Source organism: Pseudomonas sp. P129, assembly GCF_020312195.1.
Lineage (GTDB): Bacteria > Pseudomonadota > Gammaproteobacteria > Pseudomonadales > Pseudomonadaceae > Aquipseudomonas > Aquipseudomonas fragariae.
Window position 1 is genome coordinate 445,960 of the sequence record NZ_JAGPYS010000002.1, and the last position, 21,653, is coordinate 467,612.

At 61.3% G+C, this 21,653-nt stretch carries 15 protein-coding genes; 7 read left to right on the forward strand and 8 right to left on the reverse strand.

The window, feature by feature from the left end; all coding sequences use genetic code 11:
• Positions 1 to 201: 201 nt before the first annotated feature.
• Positions 202 to 1,152, reverse strand: coding sequence for a LysR family transcriptional regulator (locus KBY02_RS07190; protein WP_111522183.1), 951 nt, complete (start codon positions 1,150 to 1,152; stop codon positions 202 to 204).
• Positions 1,153 to 1,259: 107 nt separating this feature from the next.
• Positions 1,260 to 2,315: a GGDEF domain-containing protein gene (locus KBY02_RS07195; RefSeq protein ID WP_024638749.1), complete on the reverse strand. Its 1,056-nt coding sequence runs from the start codon at positions 2,313 to 2,315 to the stop codon at positions 1,260 to 1,262.
• Positions 2,316 to 2,721: 406 nt separating this feature from the next.
• On the opposite strand from KBY02_RS07195, the gene yghX reads away from it, so the two are divergent.
• Entirely contained in the window at positions 2,722 to 3,609 is an 888-nt protein-coding gene (yghX, locus tag KBY02_RS07200) for a YghX family hydrolase (protein WP_003402674.1), read from the forward strand.
• Between the two features lie 129 nt (positions 3,610 to 3,738).
• Here the strand turns inward: yghX and KBY02_RS07205 are convergent, their stop codons facing one another.
• Positions 3,739 to 6,786, reverse strand: a complete 3,048-nt coding sequence (locus KBY02_RS07205; protein ID WP_024641124.1) for an FAD-binding and (Fe-S)-binding domain-containing protein — start codon at positions 6,784 to 6,786, stop codon at positions 3,739 to 3,741.
• A 150-nt stretch (positions 6,787 to 6,936) separates the two neighbouring features.
• Between KBY02_RS07205 and KBY02_RS07210 the strand changes: the two genes are divergently transcribed.
• From KBY02_RS07210 to KBY02_RS07225, 4 genes are all read left to right on the forward strand, one after another.
• On the forward strand, positions 6,937 to 7,842 hold the full coding sequence (locus tag KBY02_RS07210) for a LysR substrate-binding domain-containing protein (protein ID WP_011267752.1): 906 nt from the start codon (positions 6,937 to 6,939) through the stop codon (positions 7,840 to 7,842).
• Positions 7,843 to 7,866: 24 nt separating this feature from the next.
• Positions 7,867 to 8,778, forward strand: a complete 912-nt coding sequence (locus KBY02_RS07215) for a LysR substrate-binding domain-containing protein (protein WP_024641126.1) — start codon at positions 7,867 to 7,869, stop codon at positions 8,776 to 8,778.
• 188 nt (positions 8,779 to 8,966) lie between these two features.
• Positions 8,967 to 10,277 (forward strand): MFS transporter, encoded by a 1,311-nt coding sequence (locus KBY02_RS07220; protein WP_058398609.1) that lies wholly within the window; start codon positions 8,967 to 8,969, stop codon positions 10,275 to 10,277.
• Entirely contained in the window at positions 10,274 to 11,533 is a 1,260-nt protein-coding gene (locus KBY02_RS07225) for a metal-dependent hydrolase family protein (protein WP_053275807.1), read from the forward strand. Before KBY02_RS07220 ends, KBY02_RS07225 begins: the two co-directional genes overlap by 4 nt.
• A gap of 20 nt (positions 11,534 to 11,553) precedes the next feature.
• Here KBY02_RS07225 and KBY02_RS07230 read toward each other — a convergent pair whose 3' ends face one another.
• Together KBY02_RS07230 and KBY02_RS07235 are read right to left on the reverse strand one after the other, a co-directional pair.
• Entirely contained in the window at positions 11,554 to 12,456 is a 903-nt protein-coding gene (locus KBY02_RS07230) for a polysaccharide deacetylase family protein (protein WP_058398608.1), read from the reverse strand.
• Positions 12,453 to 13,601, reverse strand: coding sequence for a GNAT family N-acetyltransferase/peptidase C39 family protein (locus KBY02_RS07235; RefSeq protein WP_058398607.1), 1,149 nt, complete (start codon positions 13,599 to 13,601; stop codon positions 12,453 to 12,455). The genes KBY02_RS07230 and KBY02_RS07235 overlap by 4 nt, the downstream gene beginning before the upstream one ends.
• Before the next feature lie 93 nt (positions 13,602 to 13,694).
• Between KBY02_RS07235 and KBY02_RS07240 the strand changes: the two genes are divergently transcribed.
• Entirely contained in the window at positions 13,695 to 15,281 is a 1,587-nt protein-coding gene (locus tag KBY02_RS07240; RefSeq protein WP_058398606.1) for a RimK family protein, read from the forward strand.
• Positions 15,282 to 15,285: 4 nt separating this feature from the next.
• Positions 15,286 to 16,215, forward strand: a complete 930-nt coding sequence (locus tag KBY02_RS07245) for a magnesium transporter CorA family protein (protein ID WP_024660102.1) — start codon at positions 15,286 to 15,288, stop codon at positions 16,213 to 16,215.
• 4 nt (positions 16,216 to 16,219) lie between these two features.
• Here the strand turns inward: KBY02_RS07245 and KBY02_RS07250 are convergent, their stop codons facing one another.
• From KBY02_RS07250 to KBY02_RS07260, 3 genes are read right to left on the reverse strand one after another with little or no spacing between them, the layout of a single operon-like run.
• Positions 16,220 to 17,071, reverse strand: coding sequence for an urea carboxylase-associated family protein (locus tag KBY02_RS07250; RefSeq protein ID WP_024651419.1), 852 nt, complete (start codon positions 17,069 to 17,071; stop codon positions 16,220 to 16,222).
• A gap of 55 nt (positions 17,072 to 17,126) precedes the next feature.
• Entirely contained in the window at positions 17,127 to 20,222 is a 3,096-nt protein-coding gene (locus tag KBY02_RS07255; RefSeq protein ID WP_024660100.1) for an error-prone DNA polymerase, read from the reverse strand.
• Complete coding sequence (locus tag KBY02_RS07260; RefSeq protein ID WP_032656075.1) at positions 20,219 to 21,649, reverse strand: Y-family DNA polymerase; 1,431 nt, start codon at positions 21,647 to 21,649, stop codon at positions 20,219 to 20,221. The genes KBY02_RS07255 and KBY02_RS07260 overlap by 4 nt, the downstream gene beginning before the upstream one ends.
• Between the last annotated feature and the right edge of the window lie 4 nt (positions 21,650 to 21,653).

Below are 21,653 nucleotides of genomic sequence, written 5' to 3' on the forward strand. Positions count from 1 at the left end.
TCGAATAGTAAAAGCCGTTTTTTATTCTAGCAACGCGCAAAAAAGCATATTTATATTCCAAAATAGAATTTAAGGGAGTTTTGCGTGTTGTGTAACGAAGGGTTACGAAGGATATTCACGGACGCGCTGCGTCGATTTTCAGTCTTGCGCTACGACAAGCGTTACCAGCACCCGGGCCTGAATGCTGTCTGGATGGCCCACTCACTCGGCATAAATGCTCTGTAACAGGGCATCGTGCGCGCTGGCTTCGTGCATGATCATTTCCGGCAAGAGAATTTTTGCGCTGTCGGCAATCTCATCGATCAGCGCGCGCGCCACATCCGACAACGGGCTGGCGAAGGCTGAAATCAGCCCGAAGAAAAACGGAATGTTGCAGGCGATCGGTCTGACGACCACGCCTTGCACCGGCACGCCCATGGCCGTGAACGGATCGACCAGCGCAATGCCCAGCCCGACCCTGGCCATCTGCATGGCAATCAGCGACGTATTGGTGTCCAGCATGCGCGGCGGCTGACCACCCGCCTCCTGAAACGCCTTGTCGATGCGTCGACGAAAGCGATAAGGGTTGGCCATGGTGATCAGCGTCTGCTGACGCAGCAGCTCCATCGACAGCACCCCATGAGCGGCCAGCGCCGAATCGGCGGGCAATACCGCCACACAAGGCGCCTCGCCGATCCAGTGGATTTGCAGACCACGATGCTCCAGCGGCAGGCTGACCGCTCCCAGGTCCATGGTTTTCGACAGGACGGCCTGAACCACGTTCTCCGGAGACATGCTCTGCAACTGAATCTGTTGCGGGCGCAGGTGCTCGGGCAGCCGCGACAAGGCTGTGGGCAGCAGGCCGGCCGCCAGGGCCGAGATCGCCACCAGCTTGATCTGGTGGTTCTCCTCCTGGGCAATGTGCTGCGCACGCTGGCGGATGTTGCGCACACCCAGCAGCGCACTCTCCACCTCGCCATACATCATGAACGCCTTGTGGGTAGGCGTGACCTTAGGCCCGCTGCGTTCGAACAACGCAAAGCCCAGCTCCTGCTCAAGTTCCTGAATGGCCCGGGTGACCGAGGGTTGAGACCGGCCGAGCATTTTCCCTGCCGCCGTGACACTGCCTGCCGACATGACCGCCGCGAAGGCTTCGAGCTGACGCAAATCCATAAGCATGCCTTGATCGATACATCGCCGATGAGGAAGCACGACACAGTGCTCCCCGGTTCAAAGCGCGAAAGTCTACACGCTGGTAGCGCCTGGCGTGAGCAAGCACCTCATCCGGCGATCATTACCCGGTTTCGGCCCTGCTGTTTGCCCATGTACAGCGACGTGTCGGCACGATTGAGGGCCAGCTGGAACGCCTCGCCCGTGGCGATGGTCGCCACCGCGACTGTAGCGCTGACGGCGATGATGCGCTCATTGATCCGCCCGGCCTCTTCGGCGATACGCCGCCAGATACGTTCGGCCGCGCGCAGCGCATCTTCGGGCGTAGTGTCCGGCATGAGCACCAGAAATTCCTCGCCGCCCCAGCGTGCCGCCATATCGCTGCTGCGTACGCTTGAACCGATGATCTCGGCCACCCGTTGCAGAACCACATCGCCGGTTTCATGCCCATGGATATCATTGATCTGTTTGAAATGATCGATGTCGAGCAGGATCAACGAAGCCGACAGCCCCTGCCGCCTGGCTTCCAGTTCGCGTATGCGATGCAGCACTCGTCTGCGCGTGTAGAGATTGGTCAGGCTGTCGCGGTTGGCGATATGAAACAGGCTCAGTTGCATCGACGAGGTGAAACGTACCGACAGTGCAGTGGCGTAAATCGACAGAGTGGTGGCTGTGAGTACGTTGACGATACCGAACGCATCCAGCACGTTCTGGCTCAGACCGGTTCCCTGCCCCGTGTATCGGCGAAAAACGAAGCAGCCCACCAGCGACAGCAGAATCGCCACGCTGTAGGCAATGCGTCTGATGACGTTGAGTTGAAACGTGAAGGCAATGACCGGAATCACGCAAAATATGTAAAAACTGAAGTTGCTTTCCCAGCCCAGTTGCCATGTCGCGAGCACGGCATGGCCGATGATCTCCAGGCACATCAGTTGTCCGGCTTGTCGATGCCGCCCCCTGCGGATCAGGTAGATGCAGTTGACGTAAATCAGCGTGCTGACGATGTTCGCCATCCACATGATCTTCATGCCCAGCCCCAGAAACACTGTCAGCAACACACAGTGAATGCCCAGAGCGACATAAACGATCGGGGTGATGTGTTTCCAGAACTGGATAGCCGTGTCCTTGAACAGCTGGGTGCGGTCTTCCGTCGGAAGGCTCATCATCACGTTATCTCGAAATGCAGGTGGAATATGACCCTCGGCGTAGGGTTGAGATCATGACGTATTGTCGGCCTGAACCGACGCCGCTTTATACAGCGACTGGATAATATGTTTGTCTGCAGCGCCCGAACCCAGTGAATGCCGGAAGGATTCAAATGGACATCATTGAGCCCGGGTAGTGCAATCCCGTGGCTGACTTTTTCATATTCCGCCGGCCGTGTCGGCAGCATCTGGCATTACGCAGTGAGTTTGCACCCACGGGCAGCGGATGGCGGTTTTTCGTCGTTTTACAGTAGCGATCCTGATGCTCCGCAAATACTATCGGGAGCGGACCTTGTGTCGATCACGTATTGCTCGTCAGCCCGCCCAGACGCAGGCAGCCCTGAATGATTCGGAAGGAAGCGTACCGATGGAACGTCTCACTGCAAAAGACTTTGCTCCTGAACTGCTTGAGCTCTATGACTACTACGCGCACGGCAGGATCAATCGGCGCGAGTTTCTCGACCGAGCAGCGCTGTTCACTTTTGGCGGCATGACCGCCAGCGCGCTGCTTGCCTCGCTGAGCCCCAACTACGCGCTGGCCGAACAGGTGGAATTCACCGACCCGGACATTATTGCCGAGTATGTTTCCTACCCTTCGCCCAACGGGCACGGTCAGGTTCGCGGCTATCTGGTACGCCCGGCCAAAGCTACCGGGAAAGTACCGGCAGTGGTTGTCGCACATGAGAATCGCGGCTTGAACCCGTACATCGAAGACGTGGCGCGCCGCGTTGCCAAAGCCGGTTTCATTGCGCTGGCACCTGACGGGCTGTCATCGGTCGGCGGCTATCCAGGCAACGATGACAAGGGCCGTGAGCTGCAGCAGACAGTCAACCCGGAAAAGCTCATGAACGACTTCTTTGCCGCCATCGAGTGGCTGATGAAGCATGACGCCAGCACCGGCAAGGTCGGCATCACCGGTTTCTGCTACGGCGGCGGTGTGGCCAATGCTGCTGCGGTCGCGTATCCGGAACTGGGTGCTGCGGTGTCGTTCTATGGGCGTCAGCCCAACGCCGAAGACGTGGTGAAGATCAAGGCGCCGGTGATGATTCACTACGGCGAACTGGATACCCGCATCAACGAAGGCTGGCCAGCCTATGAAAAAGCCTTGAAAGCGGCGGGCAAGACGTACGAAACGTACATTTATCCGGGCGCCAATCATGGTTTCCACAACGATTCCACCCCACGCTACGACGAAGCAGCGGCCAAACTGGCCTGGGATCGTACATTGGGGTGGTTCAACAAGTACCTGGTTTAAGTTCTGACCGAACGGCGCGACGCAGATCGGTGACGCTGAGCGTCACGCAAGGCATTCCCACGCTGGAAAATGCCACTATCGTGCGACGCTCCGCGTGGGCATGCCGTTCTGGACGCTCTGCGTCCTCTCTTATAGCGCCCTCACCCGTTCCAGCAGTACCTGTAATGGATGCTGCACCACCTTGCCATCCTGGCGCTTGACCTGGCTGCGGCATGAGTAGCCATCGGCGACCAGTCGACCTTCACCGCCGTGCCGCGCCACCAGTGGCTGCCAGGACTGACGGTAGATGGTATCGCTGGTTTTCGCGTTTCGGGTTTCATGCCCATAGGTGCCGGACATGCCGCAGCAACCACTGGCCAGCACCTCCAGCTTGAGCCCGGCGCGGGCAAAGGCTTTCTGCCAGAGGCCGACGCTGGCGGGCTCGTTGGTCTTTTCAGTGCAATGCGGCAGGAAGTAGTACGTTTCTGCCGACGCGCCATCACCACCTTCCTCGACTGTGGACGCCAGCCATTCCTGCGGCAGCATGACCTCGGGCACATTCTCGCTGCCCAGCGTCTTGCTGTACTCCTGGCGGTAAACCAGGGTCATGGCCGGGTCCAGACCGATCAGCGGGATGCCGTACCCGGCCAGCTTGCCCAGCGACTGACTGTTGAAACCGGCAGCTTTCTCGAACGCCTGCAGAAAACCCTGCACCTGCAGCGGCTTGCCATTGGGCGCAAACGGTGCGAGGTAGACCTGATAACCGAGACGTGAAATCAGCTCCAGCCAGTCTGCCGCCAGCGGGGTTTCGAAGTATCGGGTGAATGCATCCTGAACCAGCACCACCGTGCGCTTGCGCTCCTCCTCGCTCGATGCGGCCAGACGCTGCGGCGTGGCGATGCCCACATTCCAGCGAGCACAAGCCGCACGGAAGTCGGTCAGGCTCAATAACGGGCTGTCGACCATGCCGGCCACATGTTCGAGCAGGTAACGCACCGGCCTTGCGCCCATGATCGCGTTGTACAGCTTCGGAAAGCGCGCCAGGTGCGGAATGCTGAACTCCAGCGAGCCAATCAGATAATCCTTGATCGGGCGCAGGTAGCGGCTGTGGTACAGCTCGAGAAAGCGCGAACGGAACTCGGGCACATTGACTTTCACCGGGCACTGTCCCGCACAGGACTTGCAGGCCAGGCAACCGGCCATGGCGTCGTAGACTTCGTGGGAGAAATCCTTCTGCCCCGCCACCCTGGCGACACTGTTGACGGTTCGCTCGGCAAGGCTTTTCAGCACATTGGCACTGCGCGCCCTGGCGCTGGCGGTGAGGACATTGACGTCCTGCTCGCCTTGCAGACGCAGCCATTCCCTGACCAGCGAAGCGCGGCCCTTGGGTGAGTGAATGCGGTCACGGGTGGCTTTCCATGACGGGCACATGGCGTCGTCGGTGTCATAGTTGTAACAGGCGCCATTGCCATTGCAGTGCAACGCGCTGTCGTAGCTTTGCCAGACCCGTTCATCGATCGTACGATCCAGATCGCCACGCAACGTCACTTCATCCACCAGCGTCAGGCGCGCGTCGGGCACTGTGGCAGGCGTGGCGATCTTGCCGGGGTTAAGCTGGTTGAACGGGTCGCAGGCGGCCTTGAGGGCCTGCAACGCGGGATACAACTCGCCGAAATATTCAGGCACGTATTGCGAACGCAGACCCTTGCCATGCTCACCCCACAGCAGCCCGCCATAACGCTTGGTCAGCGCCGCGACTGCGTCGGAAATCGGCCGAATCAGCGCAGCCTGCGCGGGGTCCTTCATGTCCAGAATCGGCCGCACGTGCAGCACGCCGGCATCCACATGGCCGAACATGCCGTATTGCAGGCCGTGGCTGTCCAGCAGCGCACGGAACTCCTGAATGTAATCGGCAAGATTTTCCGGCGGCACGGCAGTGTCTTCGACAAACGGCTGCGGCCTGGCTTCACCCTTGACGTTGCCGAGCAGCCCCACCGAGCGCTTGCGCATGGTGTAGACGCGATTCACTGCCGCACTGCCAGCCGCCAGCGTGTGGCCGAGACGCAGCACCGACGTGTCAGTCTGCAAGTGCGCAACGAACGCATGAACGCGCTGCTCCACTTCACTCAACTCATCGCCGCTGAATTCGATCAGGTTGATGCCCAGCGTCGGCGTTGCAGGGTCCTGGGGGAAATACTCGGCCACGCCATGCCAGACGATATCCTGCATGGCCAGCATCAGCACCTTGGAGTCCACGGTCTCGATGGACAGCGGCTTGTGCGCCATCAAGGCCTTGGCGTCCCGCAGGGCGTCCATGAAACCGGCATAGCGAACGTTGACCAGAATCGAATGTTTGGGGATCGGCAGGACGTTGAGTCGGGCCTCGACGATAAAACCCAGCGAGCCTTCAGAGCCGCAGAGCACGCTGTTGAGGTTGAAACGCCCGTCTTCCTCGCGCAGGTGCGCCAGGTCGTAACCGGTCAGACAGCGGTTAAGCGGTGGGAAAACATCCTTGATCAATTGTGCCTGCGTATCGGCAATCTGCTGCGCGCAACGATAAACGTCGCCGGCGCGGTCGACGCGTGCCTGCTCGCTGGCCAGTTGTTCGACATTCAGTGCATGGCTGTTGACGTACGAACCGCCCAGCAACACGGTCGATAGCTCAAGGACGTGATCACGGGTCTTGCCGTAGGTGCAACTGCCCTGCCCGCTGGCATCGGTGTTGATCATGCCGCCAATCGTGGCACGGTTGGAAGTCGACAGTTCCGGCGCGAAAAACAGCCCGTGCGGCTTGAGCGCGGCATTGAGCTGGTCCTTGACCACACCGGTCTGCACGCGCACCCAACGTTCCTCGACGTTGATCTCGAGAATAGCGTTCATGTGTCGCGACAGGTCGACCACCACCCCGTCGGTCAGTGATTGCCCGTTGGTCCCGGTGCCGCCACCACGCGGGGTCAACACCACCTGTTGGTGCTCGGGCCGCGCCGCCAGCCGGGCGACGATTGCGACGTCATGGCTGTCCATCGGGAACACGGCAGCCTGTGGCAGGCGCTGGTAGATGGAGTTGTCAGTGGCCAGTACGGTGCGCGAACCGTGGTCACGGGCTATTTCGCCACGAAAGCCGGCCTCCGCCAGGGCATTGAGGAAACGGTCATAGTGACCGATCTGCTCAGAGGTCGGTTTCAGCAGCGCAATCATGGTGGTCTTCCTCGCTAGGCGTTTTATATGCAAAGCACGTATGCTTCGAAACGCTCGAATGCATGGCGTTATCAACGGTTAGCGTGATTCTCCTGCCTGTCATGCTTCAGTGCAAACGTAAAACCTGCCGTTTTTCCATGAGTTTTATGAATGAACACCCGAAGACTGACGCCCTCCATGTCGCTGCTGCTCGCCTTCGAGGCGGCCGCCCGGCATGGCAGCTTCACCAAGGCCGCAGACGAACTGGCCCTGACCCAGAGCGCCGTCAGCCGGCAGGTGCAGGCGCTGGAGGCACAACTGGAAGTCGAGCTGTTCAAGCGCGACGGCAGACGCATCGAGCTGACTACCGCAGGCGCGCTGTATCAGCATGAGCTGGCTGCCGCGCTGGGCCGCATCCGCAGTGCGACCCTGCAAACCATCGCGCACAAGGCCGAAGGCGGCACGCTGCATCTGGCCGTGCTGCCGACCTTCGGCTCGAAGTGGCTGCTGCCACGCATGAATGACTTTTACACCCGGCATCCGGGCTATGTGGTGCATATCCACTCACGCATCGTGCATGCCGACCTGACGCCCGCCGCCAGCGAAATGAACGCGATCATCTGTGCCGGCAACGGCAACTGGCCCGGTTACATCGCGCATCCGCTGGTCAGTGAAAAACTGGTGGTGATTGCCAGCCCGGCTGCCCTTGCCGGCTACAAGACGATGACCCCGGCGCAGGTTGCCCAGCATGCGTTGCTAAGCGTGGTGTCGCGGCCCAATGCCTGGTCGGACTGGTTCGACAGTAATCGGCTGGACCATCACATCATGCGCCCCGGTCCGAGCTTCGAACTGACCTCGCACCTGATCCAGGCCGTCGCGGCCGGCATTGGTGTCGCGCTGGTCCCGCGCATTCTGGTGCAGGACGAAATCCACAGTGGCGAACTGGTCACCCTGTTCGAGCCCCTGGACAGCGGACGCAATTATTACCTGGCCTACGCCACGCGTTTTCAGAACCTGCCATCGCTGTGCGTGTTCAGGGACTGGCTGCTGTCGACGCCGTTTCCCGACACTTTGTAAAACCTGCCCGCAACAGGAGCCACTGTGCGTATCGAGCCTCTTCCGCCGCTGCAGAACCTGATCGCTTTCGAAGCTGCCGTCCGGCATGGCAGCTTCACGCGTGCCGCCAGCGAACTGAACCTGACCCAGAGCGCGATCAGCCGTCAGGTCGCGCAACTGGAGGAATTTCTCGGCCGCGCGCTGTTTCGTCGCGAGCACAAGCGCATTCATCTGACGGTCGCCGGGCAGATTTACGCCGAGCAGATCCAGCGCGTATTGACGTTGTGCGCCGAGGCCACCGCTCAGGTGATCACTCACAGCGGCGATCAGCAGCTGACCCTGGCCTGCTCCAGTGGCGTGGCGGCCTTGTGGCTGGGGCCTTTGCTGGGACGTTATCGCGATGCCTTCCCGGCCGTGGATATCCGCCTGCGCGTGGTCGACGGGCTGGATTCGCTGATTCGCGCCGAATTCGATCTGGCGCTGTATTTTCTCCGCGAAGTCTCACCGGCGGGTCTCGACAGCCGTTTGCTGTTCGCCGAATCGGTCAATGCCTACTGCTCGCCCGACTATCTGGACGGACGTCTGCTGGAGCCCGTGCAGTTGCTGGATCATTGCCTGCTGATGCTCGAAGACGGCCAGCGTCAATGGTTGTCATGGGGTGACTGGTTCGGCCGCCAGGGTGTCGATGCCTCGCTGATCCGTAAGCGCATGACCGTCAATCTGTATCCGGTGCTGGTCGATCTGGCGGTCGCCGGGCACGGCATCGTGCTCGGCTGGCAGCCAATGATCGACCGCCACGTACAGTCCGGCGCGCTGGTGCCCGCCTGCCGCAAGAGCGTCGGCGCGGTAGGTGGCTACTACCTGCTGACACCCAGCGGCAAGACGCCTCGGCGTGCCGCACGCGCCTTCGAGAAATGGCTGGCGGGCGAAATCGCCACACTGGCTTCAGCGCCCTGAAACCTGCATGCGTCTGGCGCATGCAAATCTGCGTAATAAGCGTTTTCTTAAAATCCGCCCAGCGCCTACTCTCGACTGAAACGGGCAAAAAGACCTGACTCAGCCGCACTCACAACCACCCTGCCCCTCAATCAATGCAGCCGATGCAGGGGGCTTCCCTGCGTGTATCGCATGCAGGAGCTTATCCGGTGAGCACATTACAATCCTCTGCTTCACGCCCCCATGAACAAAAGGCACGCCGCGCGGTAGTCGCCACGGTGATCGGCAATGGCCTTGAATGGTTTGACTTCACGGTCTACAGCTTCTTCTCGGTGATCATCGCCAAGGTGTTCTTCCCCACCGGCAGCGAACTGACGTCTTACCTGCTGGCGCTGGCGACCTTCGGGGTCGGCTTTTTCATGCGTCCGGTGGGCGGCATTGTGCTGGGCATCTATAGCGACAAGCGCGGACGCAAGGCGGCATTGTCGCTGACCATCCTGCTGATGGCGCTGGGTACGCTGATCATCGGGCTGACACCCGGCTTCGCGCAGATCGGCTATCTGGCGCCGCTGCTGATTGTCCTGGCGCGCCTGCTGCAAGGCTTCTCTGCCGGTGGCGAGATGGGCAGCGCCACGGCGTTTCTGACCGAGCATGCGCCTGAGGGCAGGAAAGCCTTCTACTCCAGCTGGATTCAGGCCAGCATCGGCGTCGCGGTGCTGCTGGGTTCCGCGCTGGGCGCGGTGCTGTCCAGTTACCTGACCCAGGCACAGCTCGAAAGCTGGGGCTGGAGGGTGCCGTTTCTGATTGGCACGCTGATCGGGCCGGTCGGCTTCTATATTCGCAGCCGGGTTGACGAGACACCTGCCTACAAGGCTGCCAAACCGGTCGAATCGCCGCTGCGCGAAGTAATCAAGACTTACCCGCGACAGACCCTGATCAGCTTTTCGCTGGTCGTGCTGTGGACCGTCTGTACCTATGCGATCCTGTTTTACATCCCGTCCTACGCCCAGCGCGTGCTTGGTCTGCCGTCATGGATGGGCTTCAGCGCGGGCATGATGGGCGGCGCGGTACTGATCGTCGCCACGCCGATTGTCGGCGCCCTGGCCGACCGCAGCGGGCATCGCCCCTGGCTGCTGGGCTCGGCCATTGCCATCTTCCTCAGCGCCTACCCGATGTTTCTGTTCATCAACCAGATGCCAGGGCTGTTTTCACTGTTGATCTTCGAGCTGGTGCTCGGCCTGCTGATTTCCGCTTACATCGGCTCGATCCTCGCAGCCTTCGGTGAATTGCTGCCCACCCACGTGCTGTCCACCGGGCTTTCGGTGGCCTACAACTTCGCCGTCACCCTCTTCGGCGGCTTTGCCACCTTCACCATCACCTGGCTGATTGCCTCGACCGGCAGCAACCTGGCGCCAGCCTTTTACATCATGTTCGCCGCCCTCGTCAGCGGTATTGGCGCACTGCTTTATCGCGACCGTGCGCCTGCGGCCCATCAACCCCTGTCTGGAGCTTACCCATGAGTAACACTGAACCCACACGCCTGATCCTGCGCAACGGCCGCCTGCTGGACGTGCAACAAGGACAACTGATTTCGGGCCAGGAGGTCGTGATCGAGGGTGAGCGCATTGTCGCGGTGCGTGCCGAGGGTCAGCCGGCCCCGGCAGGCGCTCAGGTCATCGATCTGGGTGGCAGAACACTGATGCCCGGCCTGATCGACTGCCATGTGCATGTGCTGGCTTCCAACGCCAACCTGGGCATGAACGCCCTGCAACCCAACGCAATCATCATGTACCGCGCCTTGCCGATTCTGGCGGCGATGCTCGACCGTGGTTTTACCACCGTGCGCGATGCCGGGGGCGCTGACTGGGCACTGGCCCGTTCGATTCAAATGGGGCTGATTTCCGGCCCGCGCATCTTCGCATCGGGCAAGGCACTGTCACAGACCGGCGGGCATGGCGACATGCGCGCACGCGGCGAACTGCTGCTCAACGAGCCCTGCTCCTGCTGCTTCCGCGCCGGGGCCATCGCCCGCGTGGTGGATGGTGTCGACAACGTGCGCCTGGCGGTGCGCGAAGAGCTGCAGCAAGGCGCCAACCAGATCAAGATCATGGCCTCGGGCGGTGTTTCTTCGCCGACCGACCCGATTGCCAACACCCAATACAGCGAAGCTGAAATCCGCGCCATCGTCGACGAGGCCGCCGCCGCGAACACCTACGTCATGGCGCATGCCTACACCGCTCGGGCGATTCGCCGCGCCATCGAATGCGGCGTCAGAACCATCGAACATGGCAATCTGGTCGATGCCGACACCGCGCGGCTCATGGCTGAAAAAGGCGCATTTGCGGTGCCGACTCAAGTCACTTACGAAATGCTCGCCGAATATGGCGAACGCTTTGGGCTGCCGGCTGACTCGGTCGCCAAGATCGAGGATGTGCGCCAGGCCGGGCGCAATGCCCTGCTGCTGTTCGCCGAAGCGGGCGTACCGATGGGCTATGGCTCGGATTTGCTGGGCGAAATGCACGAGTACCAGACTCATGAATTGAAGATTCGCGCAGAACTGCTGGGTAATCTGGCAGCGCTGCGCAGTGCCACAAGTGTCGCGGCGCAGATCCTTCAGCGCGAAGGCGAACTGGGCTGCATCGCCGCCGGTGCGATCGCTGATCTGCTGGTGGTGGATGGCGACCCGCTGAGCGATATCAGTTGCCTGGTCGGTCAGGGCGAACACCTGGCGATGATTGTTCAGGGCGGTCATGTGCGCAAGAACACCCTGGTCTGACGCCTGGTCAGTGCGTGTCGTCAGTGGGCGTTGTGGTCCCAGATCCAGTTCCAGACGCCGGGCAAGCTGACAGGCTCGCCCGCCTCCTTGACCGTCCGGGCCAGTGCCGCGCGCTGCAACTGCCCGCTGTCGTCATAGAACGGTTTGTCGGCGAGCCGCACGCCGGTCTGCCCGGCACTGTCGACCAGTATCTGCAAGTACTCCCGCGCATGCCGCGCGGTGTAGCGGTTCAGGTCATGGAAGGTCACCACCACCGGAATCACGCCATCCACCGCAGGCAGCTCGCCGGCGGCAATGCGCTCGCGCACCCGCGAGAGCTGGCTGACCATATTGGAACGGCGGCGCAGGCTGAAGTTATAGCCCCAGATCTTGCCGTCATTGGCACTCAGGTCAGTGAGCAGCACCTGCAGATGGTGGCGCTGATAGGCGCTGAAGGTGCGTTTGTCGTAGTTCCAGAACGGCGGACGCAGCAAGGTAGTCGGCACGCCCGTGATCGACGCAATGATCGCGCAGCCCTGGGTCAGGGATTGCTCCAGTTCCTCATCGCTCAGCGAACGGTGGTTGGTGTGGTGCGGCGTGGCGGTGTGAAAGCCCAGCAGGTGCCCTTCATCATGCTGACGGCGCATGATCGCCCAACCCTGATCACTGTTACCCGCACCGGTTGCGCCGGTCTGCACGAAGAACACCGCCTTGATGCCCGGCTGCAGCGGATTGTCCGCCAGGCTGTCGAGCACGGTGATGCTGGGGTTGTAGAACGTCGAGGCGCTCGGGCCATCGTCGAAGGTCAGCAGAAAGCGCACCGGAGGCTGTTGCTGCAGCTGCGCGGCGGTTTTCGCGGTCAGCGGGATCGGCGCGCTGATGCAGGCCGACAGGCTCGCAGCGATGGCCAGTACGCAAAAAGCCTTGAGCACGAACTTAATCACGGTAGAGAGTCCTGTGGCCGGTCTGCTGAAGCGCACGCATGATCATCCACAGGCGCGGCAAACACAATCACTGCGGCCCGAAGTTTATCGGCACCGAAACAACTCATGCGGTTGAAGTCGGCATGGCTTACCGGCATATGCTGGCAGTCGATGGCCTGCCGATGCAGGCTGTGATCGATATCGGGATCGTGCAGGTAGACGAAATCGCTGTCGCAATCGGTGACCATCACCCAGTGCGGTGCCTTGGAACGGGTCAGGCGGTAACTGCTGATCAGCACCAGCGGCTTGCCGCCATCGGCCAGCAGGCCTGGCAGGTTCAGCGAGCGATTGGGCAGTGTGTGCACCCCGGCGGTTTGCAGCGCCTCACAGAACTGCTCGTGAACCAGGCGAATCACCTGTTTCTTGTTGTCACTGCGCACGCCGCCCAGAAACAACGGGCCCGAGACCGACACCAGCAGCTTCACCGCAAAGCCCCGTTGCAGAGCCGCCAGCGCAAGCCCCTGAGGGCTGCAACCGCCATGGCCGGAGGTCATGAACACGGTGGTCGCCTCGCGCCAGATCTGCAATTCTTCGCCACGGCCCATCGAGCGCGCAGGTTGCAGGGCTTTCATGGCCATCAGCAGACAGGCCGGGCCACAGGTGAACTCCAGGGTCTGCTGGTAGTAAGGCACTGAGCGACTGTCCAGCCGGGCGTGTTCAACGATGCGCTTCTCGTAGCGCAAGGCCGGGGCATGGTCCTGGTAATAGTCATCGACCTGAGCGAAACGCCGATAACCGCTGCGCTCGTAAAGCCCGATGGCAGCGCCGTTATCGGGGCGCACCTCAAGGCGCAGGTAAGCGCAGTCGCGGCCCACGGCCTGTTGCTCGGCACGTTGCAACAACTGCCTGCCCAGGCCCTTGCCCCGCGCTGCATCGGCAATCGCCAGCGAATACAAGCGCCCCAGCGAGGTGCCCCGATGAAACAGCACCAGCGCATAGCCGGTGAGCTGTCCGGCCTGCTCGGCGACGATCAGGCTGGCATTGGCGCGGCGGATCATCCAGTGAAAGCTGCGCGCGGTCAGACGGTCGCCGTCAAAACACTGGTTCTCCAGAAGCAGCAAGTCATCGACATCGGTTTCAACTGCATCTCGAAATATAAAGTCCATCTGCACCGCCGTAAAAGTTGTGTAACGAAACGGGACATTTCAAAAAGCACATGCTTAATAGAAAGGACTTGTTTCCCATCGGATCGATTACACATGTCAGCGGCACAGGTGAAGATGAACGAAGTATCTGCGCAACTTGCGCTTTCAGCAACAGCCCGACGTGCAGACCCCGCAACACTCTTTGCAGCGCAGAGGCAACTGGTGATTATTGTCGAACGGCTCGAAGACTGGGCATCGTACTTCCCCAGCGAAGACTTGATCAGCGCCCAGGACTACCTGGAAAAACCGCTGAAAGCCACGGCAGGCAGGCGTGTGCAAGTCATCAACCTGTGCCGCAGCTACAAATACCTGGGCCACGGTTATTACTGTTCCCTGCTCGCCGAAGCGCGTCAGCACAATGTCATTCCCTCGGTAAAGACCATCAGCGAGTTGACCCGCAAGTCACTCTACGGCCTGGCCCTCGATGACCTGGACAAGTTGCTGGAAACCGCACTTGAGGATCATCCCTATGACGACACCGAAGGCTTTACCCTGACACTGTACTTCGGCCAGACGACACTTGATCCGTTGAAGGATCTTGCCCGTCAGTTGTTTGAAGTCTTCCCCTGCCCGATCCTGATGGTGGAGTTTCGCAAGCGCGACAATTGGCATATTGCCGGTATCAAGGCCGGTGCTCTGCCGCGTCTGCGCGAGGATCAGCAGGATGAGTTCGCCACGGCGCTGGAAGGCTTCAGCCGCAACGTCTGGCGCCAGCCCAGTTCGCGGCGCATGGCCCGCTACGACCTGGCGATTCTGCATGACCCGCAGGAACAACTGCCGCCTTCCAACCCTGAGGCGCTGGCCAATTTCATCCGCGTCGGTCAGCGCCTGGGCATCGATGTCGAACTGATCGAAAAGAAAGACTACGCCCGGCTGGCCGAGTACGACGCGCTGCTGATTCGCGAAACCACCAGCGTCGACAACCACACCTATCGCTTTGCCAAGAAAGCCGAAAGCGAGGGGCTGGTGGTCATGGATGACTCCACCTCGATCCTGCGCTGCACCAACAAGGTGTATTTGACCGACCTGCTCAAAAGCCACGATCTGGGCATGCCGCGAACGGAAATTCTCTACAAGGACCGCCCGGAAGAACTGCAGCACGTGGCCACGCGTCTGGGCTTCCCGCTGGTATTGAAGATCCCTGACGGCTGCTTTTCCAGAGGTGTGATCAAGGTCAGTACACCCGAGGAAATGCACACGGCGACGACGCAGTTGTTCGAGCACTCGGTATTGCTGCTGGCTCAGGAGTTTTTCTACACCGAGTACGACTGGCGGATCGGCATTCTCAATCGCAAACCGATATTCGCCTGCCAGTACTTCATGTCCAAGGGGCATTGGCAGATCTACAACCACAAGGCGATCGGCGCCGAGGTGATTGGCGAATGCCGCACGCTGGCGGTGCACGAAGCGCCGCGCGCCGTGGTCGAGCTGGCGCTCAAGACCGCCAACCTGATTGGTGACGGCTTGTATGGCGTGGACTTGAAACAGTCAGGCGATCAAGTGGTGGTGATCGAGGTCAACGACAACCCGAACCTGGATGCCGGCATCGAAGACGCTTATCTGCAGGATGATCTGTACAGCCTGGTGCTGGAAGAGTTCGTCCGCCGTCTGGAGCTCAAGCGCCTCGGTCAGGCATGGTGAAACGATGATTCAGGGCCTGAAACTCGACAACAACCAGTTGCTGGCATGTGATCCGCAAAAGGCCCATGTGCTGTGGTTCAGCAAACCGGATGCCGGAGAACGCAGATTATTGCTGGAGCGATTTCACCTTGATGAGCACGCTGTTGCCTCGGCACTCGACCCGGACGAAATTTCGCGCATCGAGTTTCACCCTGATGCATTGTTCGTCATCTGGAAACGCCCCGAGAACTATTCGGGCAAGGACAGCTTCTCGTTCGACGTTTCGTCCTTTGGCGTGCTGCTGAGCCGGGACCAGCTGGTGCTGATCTGTGATGACGAGCAACCCTTGAGCGCGCTGGGCGCGCACCGCCCGCTGAACCAGCCGCTGGATATCCTTCTGGAGCTGCTGTTCAACAACATTCATCACTACTTGGGGCACTTGAAAGTCATCAAGATGGTCGCCCGTGAATTGCAGCAGAAATTCAACTCTTCACTGGAAAACCGCCATCTGCTGCAGATGTTCAACCTCAGCGAAAGTCTGGTGTATTACATCAACGCCATCCACAGCAACGGTGCGGTCCTGACCCGTCTGCGCAATCATGCGCAAGCCAGGCAATACCCAGCAGAAAGCCTGGCGCTGATCGACGACATGATCATCGAGAACGATCAGTGCTACAAACAGGCGGAGATCTATTCCACGGTGTTCGCCGGTCTGATGGATGCGCGCGGCAACCTGGTCAATAACAGCACCAACACCCTGCTGCGCAAACTGACCTTGATCAATGTGGTGTTTCTGCCGTTGAACCTGATTGCCGGGATCGGCGGCATGTCGGAATTCAGCATGATGACCGCACCGCTGCACTGGTGGGTGGCTTACCCGGCACTGCTGCTGGCCATGCTCGGGATGGGGGCGGTGATGGTCTGGGGGCTGCGCAGAATGGCGCGCGCAGCCTGAGCGGTTATTGCTCCCAATCGGCCTTGGCGATCCGCAGACCGTGCAGGCCGTTATAGGCCGCGCGCTCGGGGGACTGCCAGCCGTCCAGCAGCGACGCGTCGAGGTCATAGATCTCGACGCCCAGCGGCCGGCAGACGCTCAACGGGTCCTGCGCATCAGGCCCCCACATCGGCAGTGACAGGTCGCCACCCGGACAGGTCGACAAGGCACACAGCAGGTCGATTTCCGCGAAGAACTCCAGATAGTCGCCCTTCTGCGCCGGGCAGGCTTTCATGAAATACAGGTCGTCATGGTTCAGGCCGGTGCACTGGAAGATGTTCAGCACATCGTGCACATCGAACTCGGTCAGCCCGTGCGGCAGCACTGCGCGGGTCAGGTTGGAATGGCAGTGATGGTGAAAGTCTTCACCGGTCAGCATCTTGTTGATGTAGGGATCGCAGCGCGTGCCGAGCAGGTCATGCAGGCGGCCGCCGTGCTCGTCGGTTCCGTAACTGGCCAGACTGTCATCGGTAATGGTTACCATTGGCCGCAAAAACGGCAGGTTCGACCACAGCCGATCATGGGTGCTGACATGCGCGCCCTGCAACTGCCGCGTGCGCGCAGCCCACAGTCGCTCGCGGGGGTCGTTGGCGTTCCAGACATTGAAATCGCCGACTTGCGGACCCACCGGTGTGGTGACCCGAAACACTTGGCCGGCCTTGACCTTCCAGGCCCGCCCGGTACGAATCGGTACGTCGAACTGTTCGACGAGGGTGCGTTGCTGCGCATTCGCGCGGATGCGCTCATAAAAGGCAGTGTCCACTTGCAGCGCCGCGCCTTTGCTGACCTGGTAAGCGGCTGGATAGTCTTTGTACATACTGGGCTTCTCGGTGGCAGGATGTACCGATTGATACTGCAAATTGCAGGCCCGATTACTGAAAATCCCGGCTGCGCACATCCAGTCCGGTGAGCAGCGGCGTCAGGTCGTACAGGCGCTGGGCAATCAGGTGCCGCACCCCGCTTTTCGATTCCAGTCGCCCGAACACCTGCAGCAATTGCGAACCCACCAGCACCTTGCGCTGACGCTCGGCCAGGTCGCGCCAGACTACGACGTTGACCATGCCGAACTCATCTTCCAGGGTGACGAAGGTCACGCCACTCGCAGTGCCCGGTCGTTGACGACCAATGACGAGTCCCGCCACGCTGAGGGTCCGGTCGTTTTCCAGGTGTAACAAGTCTTGTGAGCTGCGAAAGCGTTTGGCAGCCAGTTGCCGGCGCAGCAAGGCCAGCGGGTGTGGCCCCAGGGTGGTGCCCAGCGTCGTGTAGTCGGCCACCAGGTCTTCGGCCACGGTCGGCAGCGGCAAGGTTACCTGGGTTTCTTCGCTGGGCAGGTCGTCGAACAGGGGGCGCTGGGCCTCAACCCCGGCGACTTCCCAGCGCGCCCGGTGCCGATGACCGATCAGGCCGCGCAAGGCCCCGGAATCCGCCAGCGCTTCGGCGGCCCGCGCGTCCAGTTCGGCGCGCAACGTCAGGTCCGTGGCATCGACAAACGGGCGTTTCGCGCGCGCCGCTTCGATGCGCAGGGCATCTTCCTCACGAAAGCTGCGGACCATGCGCAGCCCGAGACGAATCGCCAGATTGCGCGTGCGGTCAGGATGATCGAGCGGCTCCAGCGAGCAATCCCAATCGCTGTAACGCACATCCACCGGGCGAATTTCAATGTGATGGCGGCGTGCGTCCTGCAGCAATTGATCCGGGCTATAGAACCCCATTGGCCAGCTGTTGATCAGCGCGCAGGTGAACGCTGCCGGTTCGTGGCACTTGAGCCAGCAACTGGCGTAGGTCAGCAAGGCGAAACTGGCAGCATGGGATTCGGGGAAACCATAACTGCCAAAGCCCTTGATCTGTTCGAAGATCCGGTCGGCAAAGTCCGCTTCGTAGCCGTTTTTCAGCATGCCCGTGCGCAGCCGTTCGCGATGCGGCTCGAGCCCGCCGTGACGTTTCCATGCGGCCATCGCGCGACGTAACTCATCCGCCTCGCCCGGCGTGTAGTCGGCGGCCAGAATGGCCACTTCCATGACCTGCTCCTGGAACAGCGGCACACCCAGGGTGCGCTTGAACACCGATTCAAGCTTGGGCGGATAGGTGACGTCCTCTTCACCATTGCGCCGCCGCAGGTACGGGTGAACCATGTCGCCCTGAATCGGCCCTGGCCGGACAATGGCGACTTCGATGACCAGGTCGTAGAATTTTTCCGGTCTGAGGCGCGGCAGCATGGCCATCTGCGCACGCGACTCGATCTGAAACACGCCGATGGTGTCGGCGCGGCTGATCATTTCGTAGGTTTTCCGGTCGTCGCCCGGAAGAGTCGCCAGGGTCCATCGTTGGCCACGGTGCAAATGCACCAGATCGAACGTGCGGCGCAAGGCACTGAGCATGCCCAGTGCAAGAATGTCGACTTTCAGCAGGCCGACCAGGTCCAGGTCGTCCTTGTCCCACTGGATGATGGTGCGGTCGGCCATCGCGGCGTTCTCGACCGGCACTAGCGTTTCAAGCGGGTGTTCGGAAATCACGAATCCACCCGGGTGTTGCGACAGGTGCCGGGGAAAACCGATCAGTTCGCCGGTCAACGCCAGCACGCGCTTGAGGATCGGCGTGTCGGCATCGAAGCCGTATTCGCGCAAGCGCTCAGGCGACGGCAGTGAATCGCTCCAGCGGCTGAAGGCTTCGGCCAATGCATTGATCTGGTCTGGCGGCAAGCCCAGCACCTTGGCCACGTCACGCATTGCGCCGGAGCCATGATAGGTGCTGGCTACGGCCGTCAGCGCGGCCCTGCCCCGGCCATAGCGCCGGAAGATGTACTGAATGACTTCTTCGCGGCGGTCATGCTCGAAATCCACGTCGATATCCGGTGGCTCGTTGCGCTCTCTGGAAATGAAGCGCTCGAACAGCAGGTTGCTCTGTTCCGGGTTCAGTTCAGTGATCCCCAGCGCATAACACACTGCCGAGTTGGCCGCCGAGCCGCGCCCCTGACACAAAATGTGCTGGCTGCGGGCAAACTCGACGATGTCATGCACGGTCAGAAAGTAGCTGTCGAACTTCTTTTCCGCGATCAGCGCCAGTTCCTTCTCGACCTGCGCACGGGTGGCCGGTGTCAGGCCGCCCGGCCAGCGCCTGCGAACGCCGCGTTCGGTCAGTTCACGTAGCCAGGACGTAGAGGTTTGGCCTTTGGGGACCAGTTCATGCGGGTATTCATACTTCAAATCGCCCAGGTCGAACGTGCAGCGCCGGGCAATACGCACCGACTCGGCCAGCAGCCAGTCCGGGTAATGCTCGCTGAGCGCATCCAGTGGCCGCAGGTGGCGCTCGCCATTGGCAAACAGCAGATGACCTGCCTCGGCCACTGTGGTGTGGTGGCGGATGGCAGTCATGGTGTCCTGCAGGGCACGCCGGCCACGCGCGTGCATGTGCACATCGCCACTGGCCACTGCCGGAATACCCAGCGATTGTGCCAACGCCAGCAGGTCGGCCAGCCGCTGCTCGTCATCCGGGCCACGGTGCAGCCCGACACCCAGCCACAGGCGCTCGGTAAATCGCTCACGCAACCAGCGTCCGCCGGCCAGACAGGCTTGAGCATCGCCGTCGAGGTCCGGCAGCCAGAGGGCCAGCAACCCGTCCGGCGCAGGCTCGAAGTCTTCGCGCAACACGCGGTATTCACCTTTTCTGGCCCGGCGGCGCGCTACCGTGATCAGTTTGCACAGCGCCTCATAGCCTGCCTGGTTTTCCACCAGCAAGACGACTTTCGGGCCGTTTTCGATGTGCATTTCACTGCCGACGATCAAGGGCAGACCGGTGCTTTTTGACGCCTGCCAGGCGCGTACGATGCCGGCCAGGGTGCACTCGTCGGTAATTGCCAGCGCTTTGTAGCCATGGCGTAACGCCCGTTCGAACAACTCGCGTGCGCTCGAGGCACCCCGCTGAAAGCTGAAGTTGGACAGGCAATGCAGCTCGGCGTATTCGCGGGTCATGCGAACCAGCCATGCAGCAGCAGTTCACCCTGCTCGCCAACCGCGCGATACGCCCAGGCGCGTTGGCCACTGGCGGTTTCGACCAGGTAATAGTCGCGGCGCACATCGCCGCCGTCCCACCACCCGGACTCGATTCGCTCGGGCCCGGCCACGATACGGGTCGCCTGCACTGGCAGCGGCTGAGGCTCGCGCAGCAGCCAGCCTGGACGCGTGAAGCCTCTGGCTGGCAGGACCGGTTTACTGCTGCTGTGCGCTTGCCAGGCACATTCGGGACGATAATCGGCCTGGGCGCGCAAGCCATTGACCGACTCGTCGCCCAGACGCGCCCGCAGGCGCTCGCGTAGTTGCTCCCAGGGCAAGGTCTGCTGCACGCGCTCATCGAACAACTGACGGTGCGCCGGGACGAAATCCGGCAAGTCTCGCGCCAGCAGGCGCACGGCACGTACCGGCGACGCGACCAGCACCTGCTCCAGCCTGCCGCGGGCCAGTTCGAAGAGCATCGACGCATCGCGCTCGGCGCTCAGCAGCCCGACCGGTACGACAGTCTCCGGCACGACGGTTTCCGGCCCTGGCACATGCTCGAGGTGCAGGGAAAATCGCTGCACACCGCTGTCGCGTCCGGCCAGGAACAAGGCCAGATCGGCGATCAGCCGCTTGAGCGGAAACAACAGGGCCTGATGGGACTCGACGTCGAAATTCAGCTCGATGCGTACATCGAAAAAGTCCGGCGGCGTGTAGCACTCCAGCGCCACGGGGCGCTCGCCGAGCAAGGTATCAAGGTGCTGCAGCACGCTGGCCGGAAACCGCCGAGCCAGCGTATCGCGGGGCAGCGCCAGCACCTGCCGCACACTGCGCAGCCCCATGCGTGTCAGGGCGGTAGCGGTTTCGCGGCTCAGGCCGATGCGTTCCAGTGGCATCTGCTCCAGACGGCGACGCAATTCATGCGGACAGTCGATGCTCAGCCCGTCATGCATGTTGGCCAGCATTCGCGCGGCTATCGGGTTGGGCGCGACCACGATGCGATGGCGGAAACCCTGTGTGGTCAGCTCTTCCCGCAAACGCGCCTCGAACACCGGCCAGGGGCCGAACAGCTTGAGGCTGGATTCGATTTCCATCAGCAGCACCCGCGGGTACTTGAGGCTGACATTGGAACTGAAACCGTAGGCCCAGGCCGCGAGCAGTTGCTGCAAACGCTCGATATCGGCCGGGTCATGTTCGATCGTGGTGAAGTTGGGCACCAGCGCCTGGGCTGCGGTCAGCGACTGCCCGGCTTTCAGACCCAACGCACGCGCAGCCGGATTGACGCTCTGCAACACGCGACGTTGAGCGCTGCCGCTGATCAGCGCCAGCGGTTCATCGGGGTTGCCGTGACGACGCATGACGCCGTCCAGCGCCAGTTGCGGCAGCAAGACACAGGCCCAGAGCATAAGA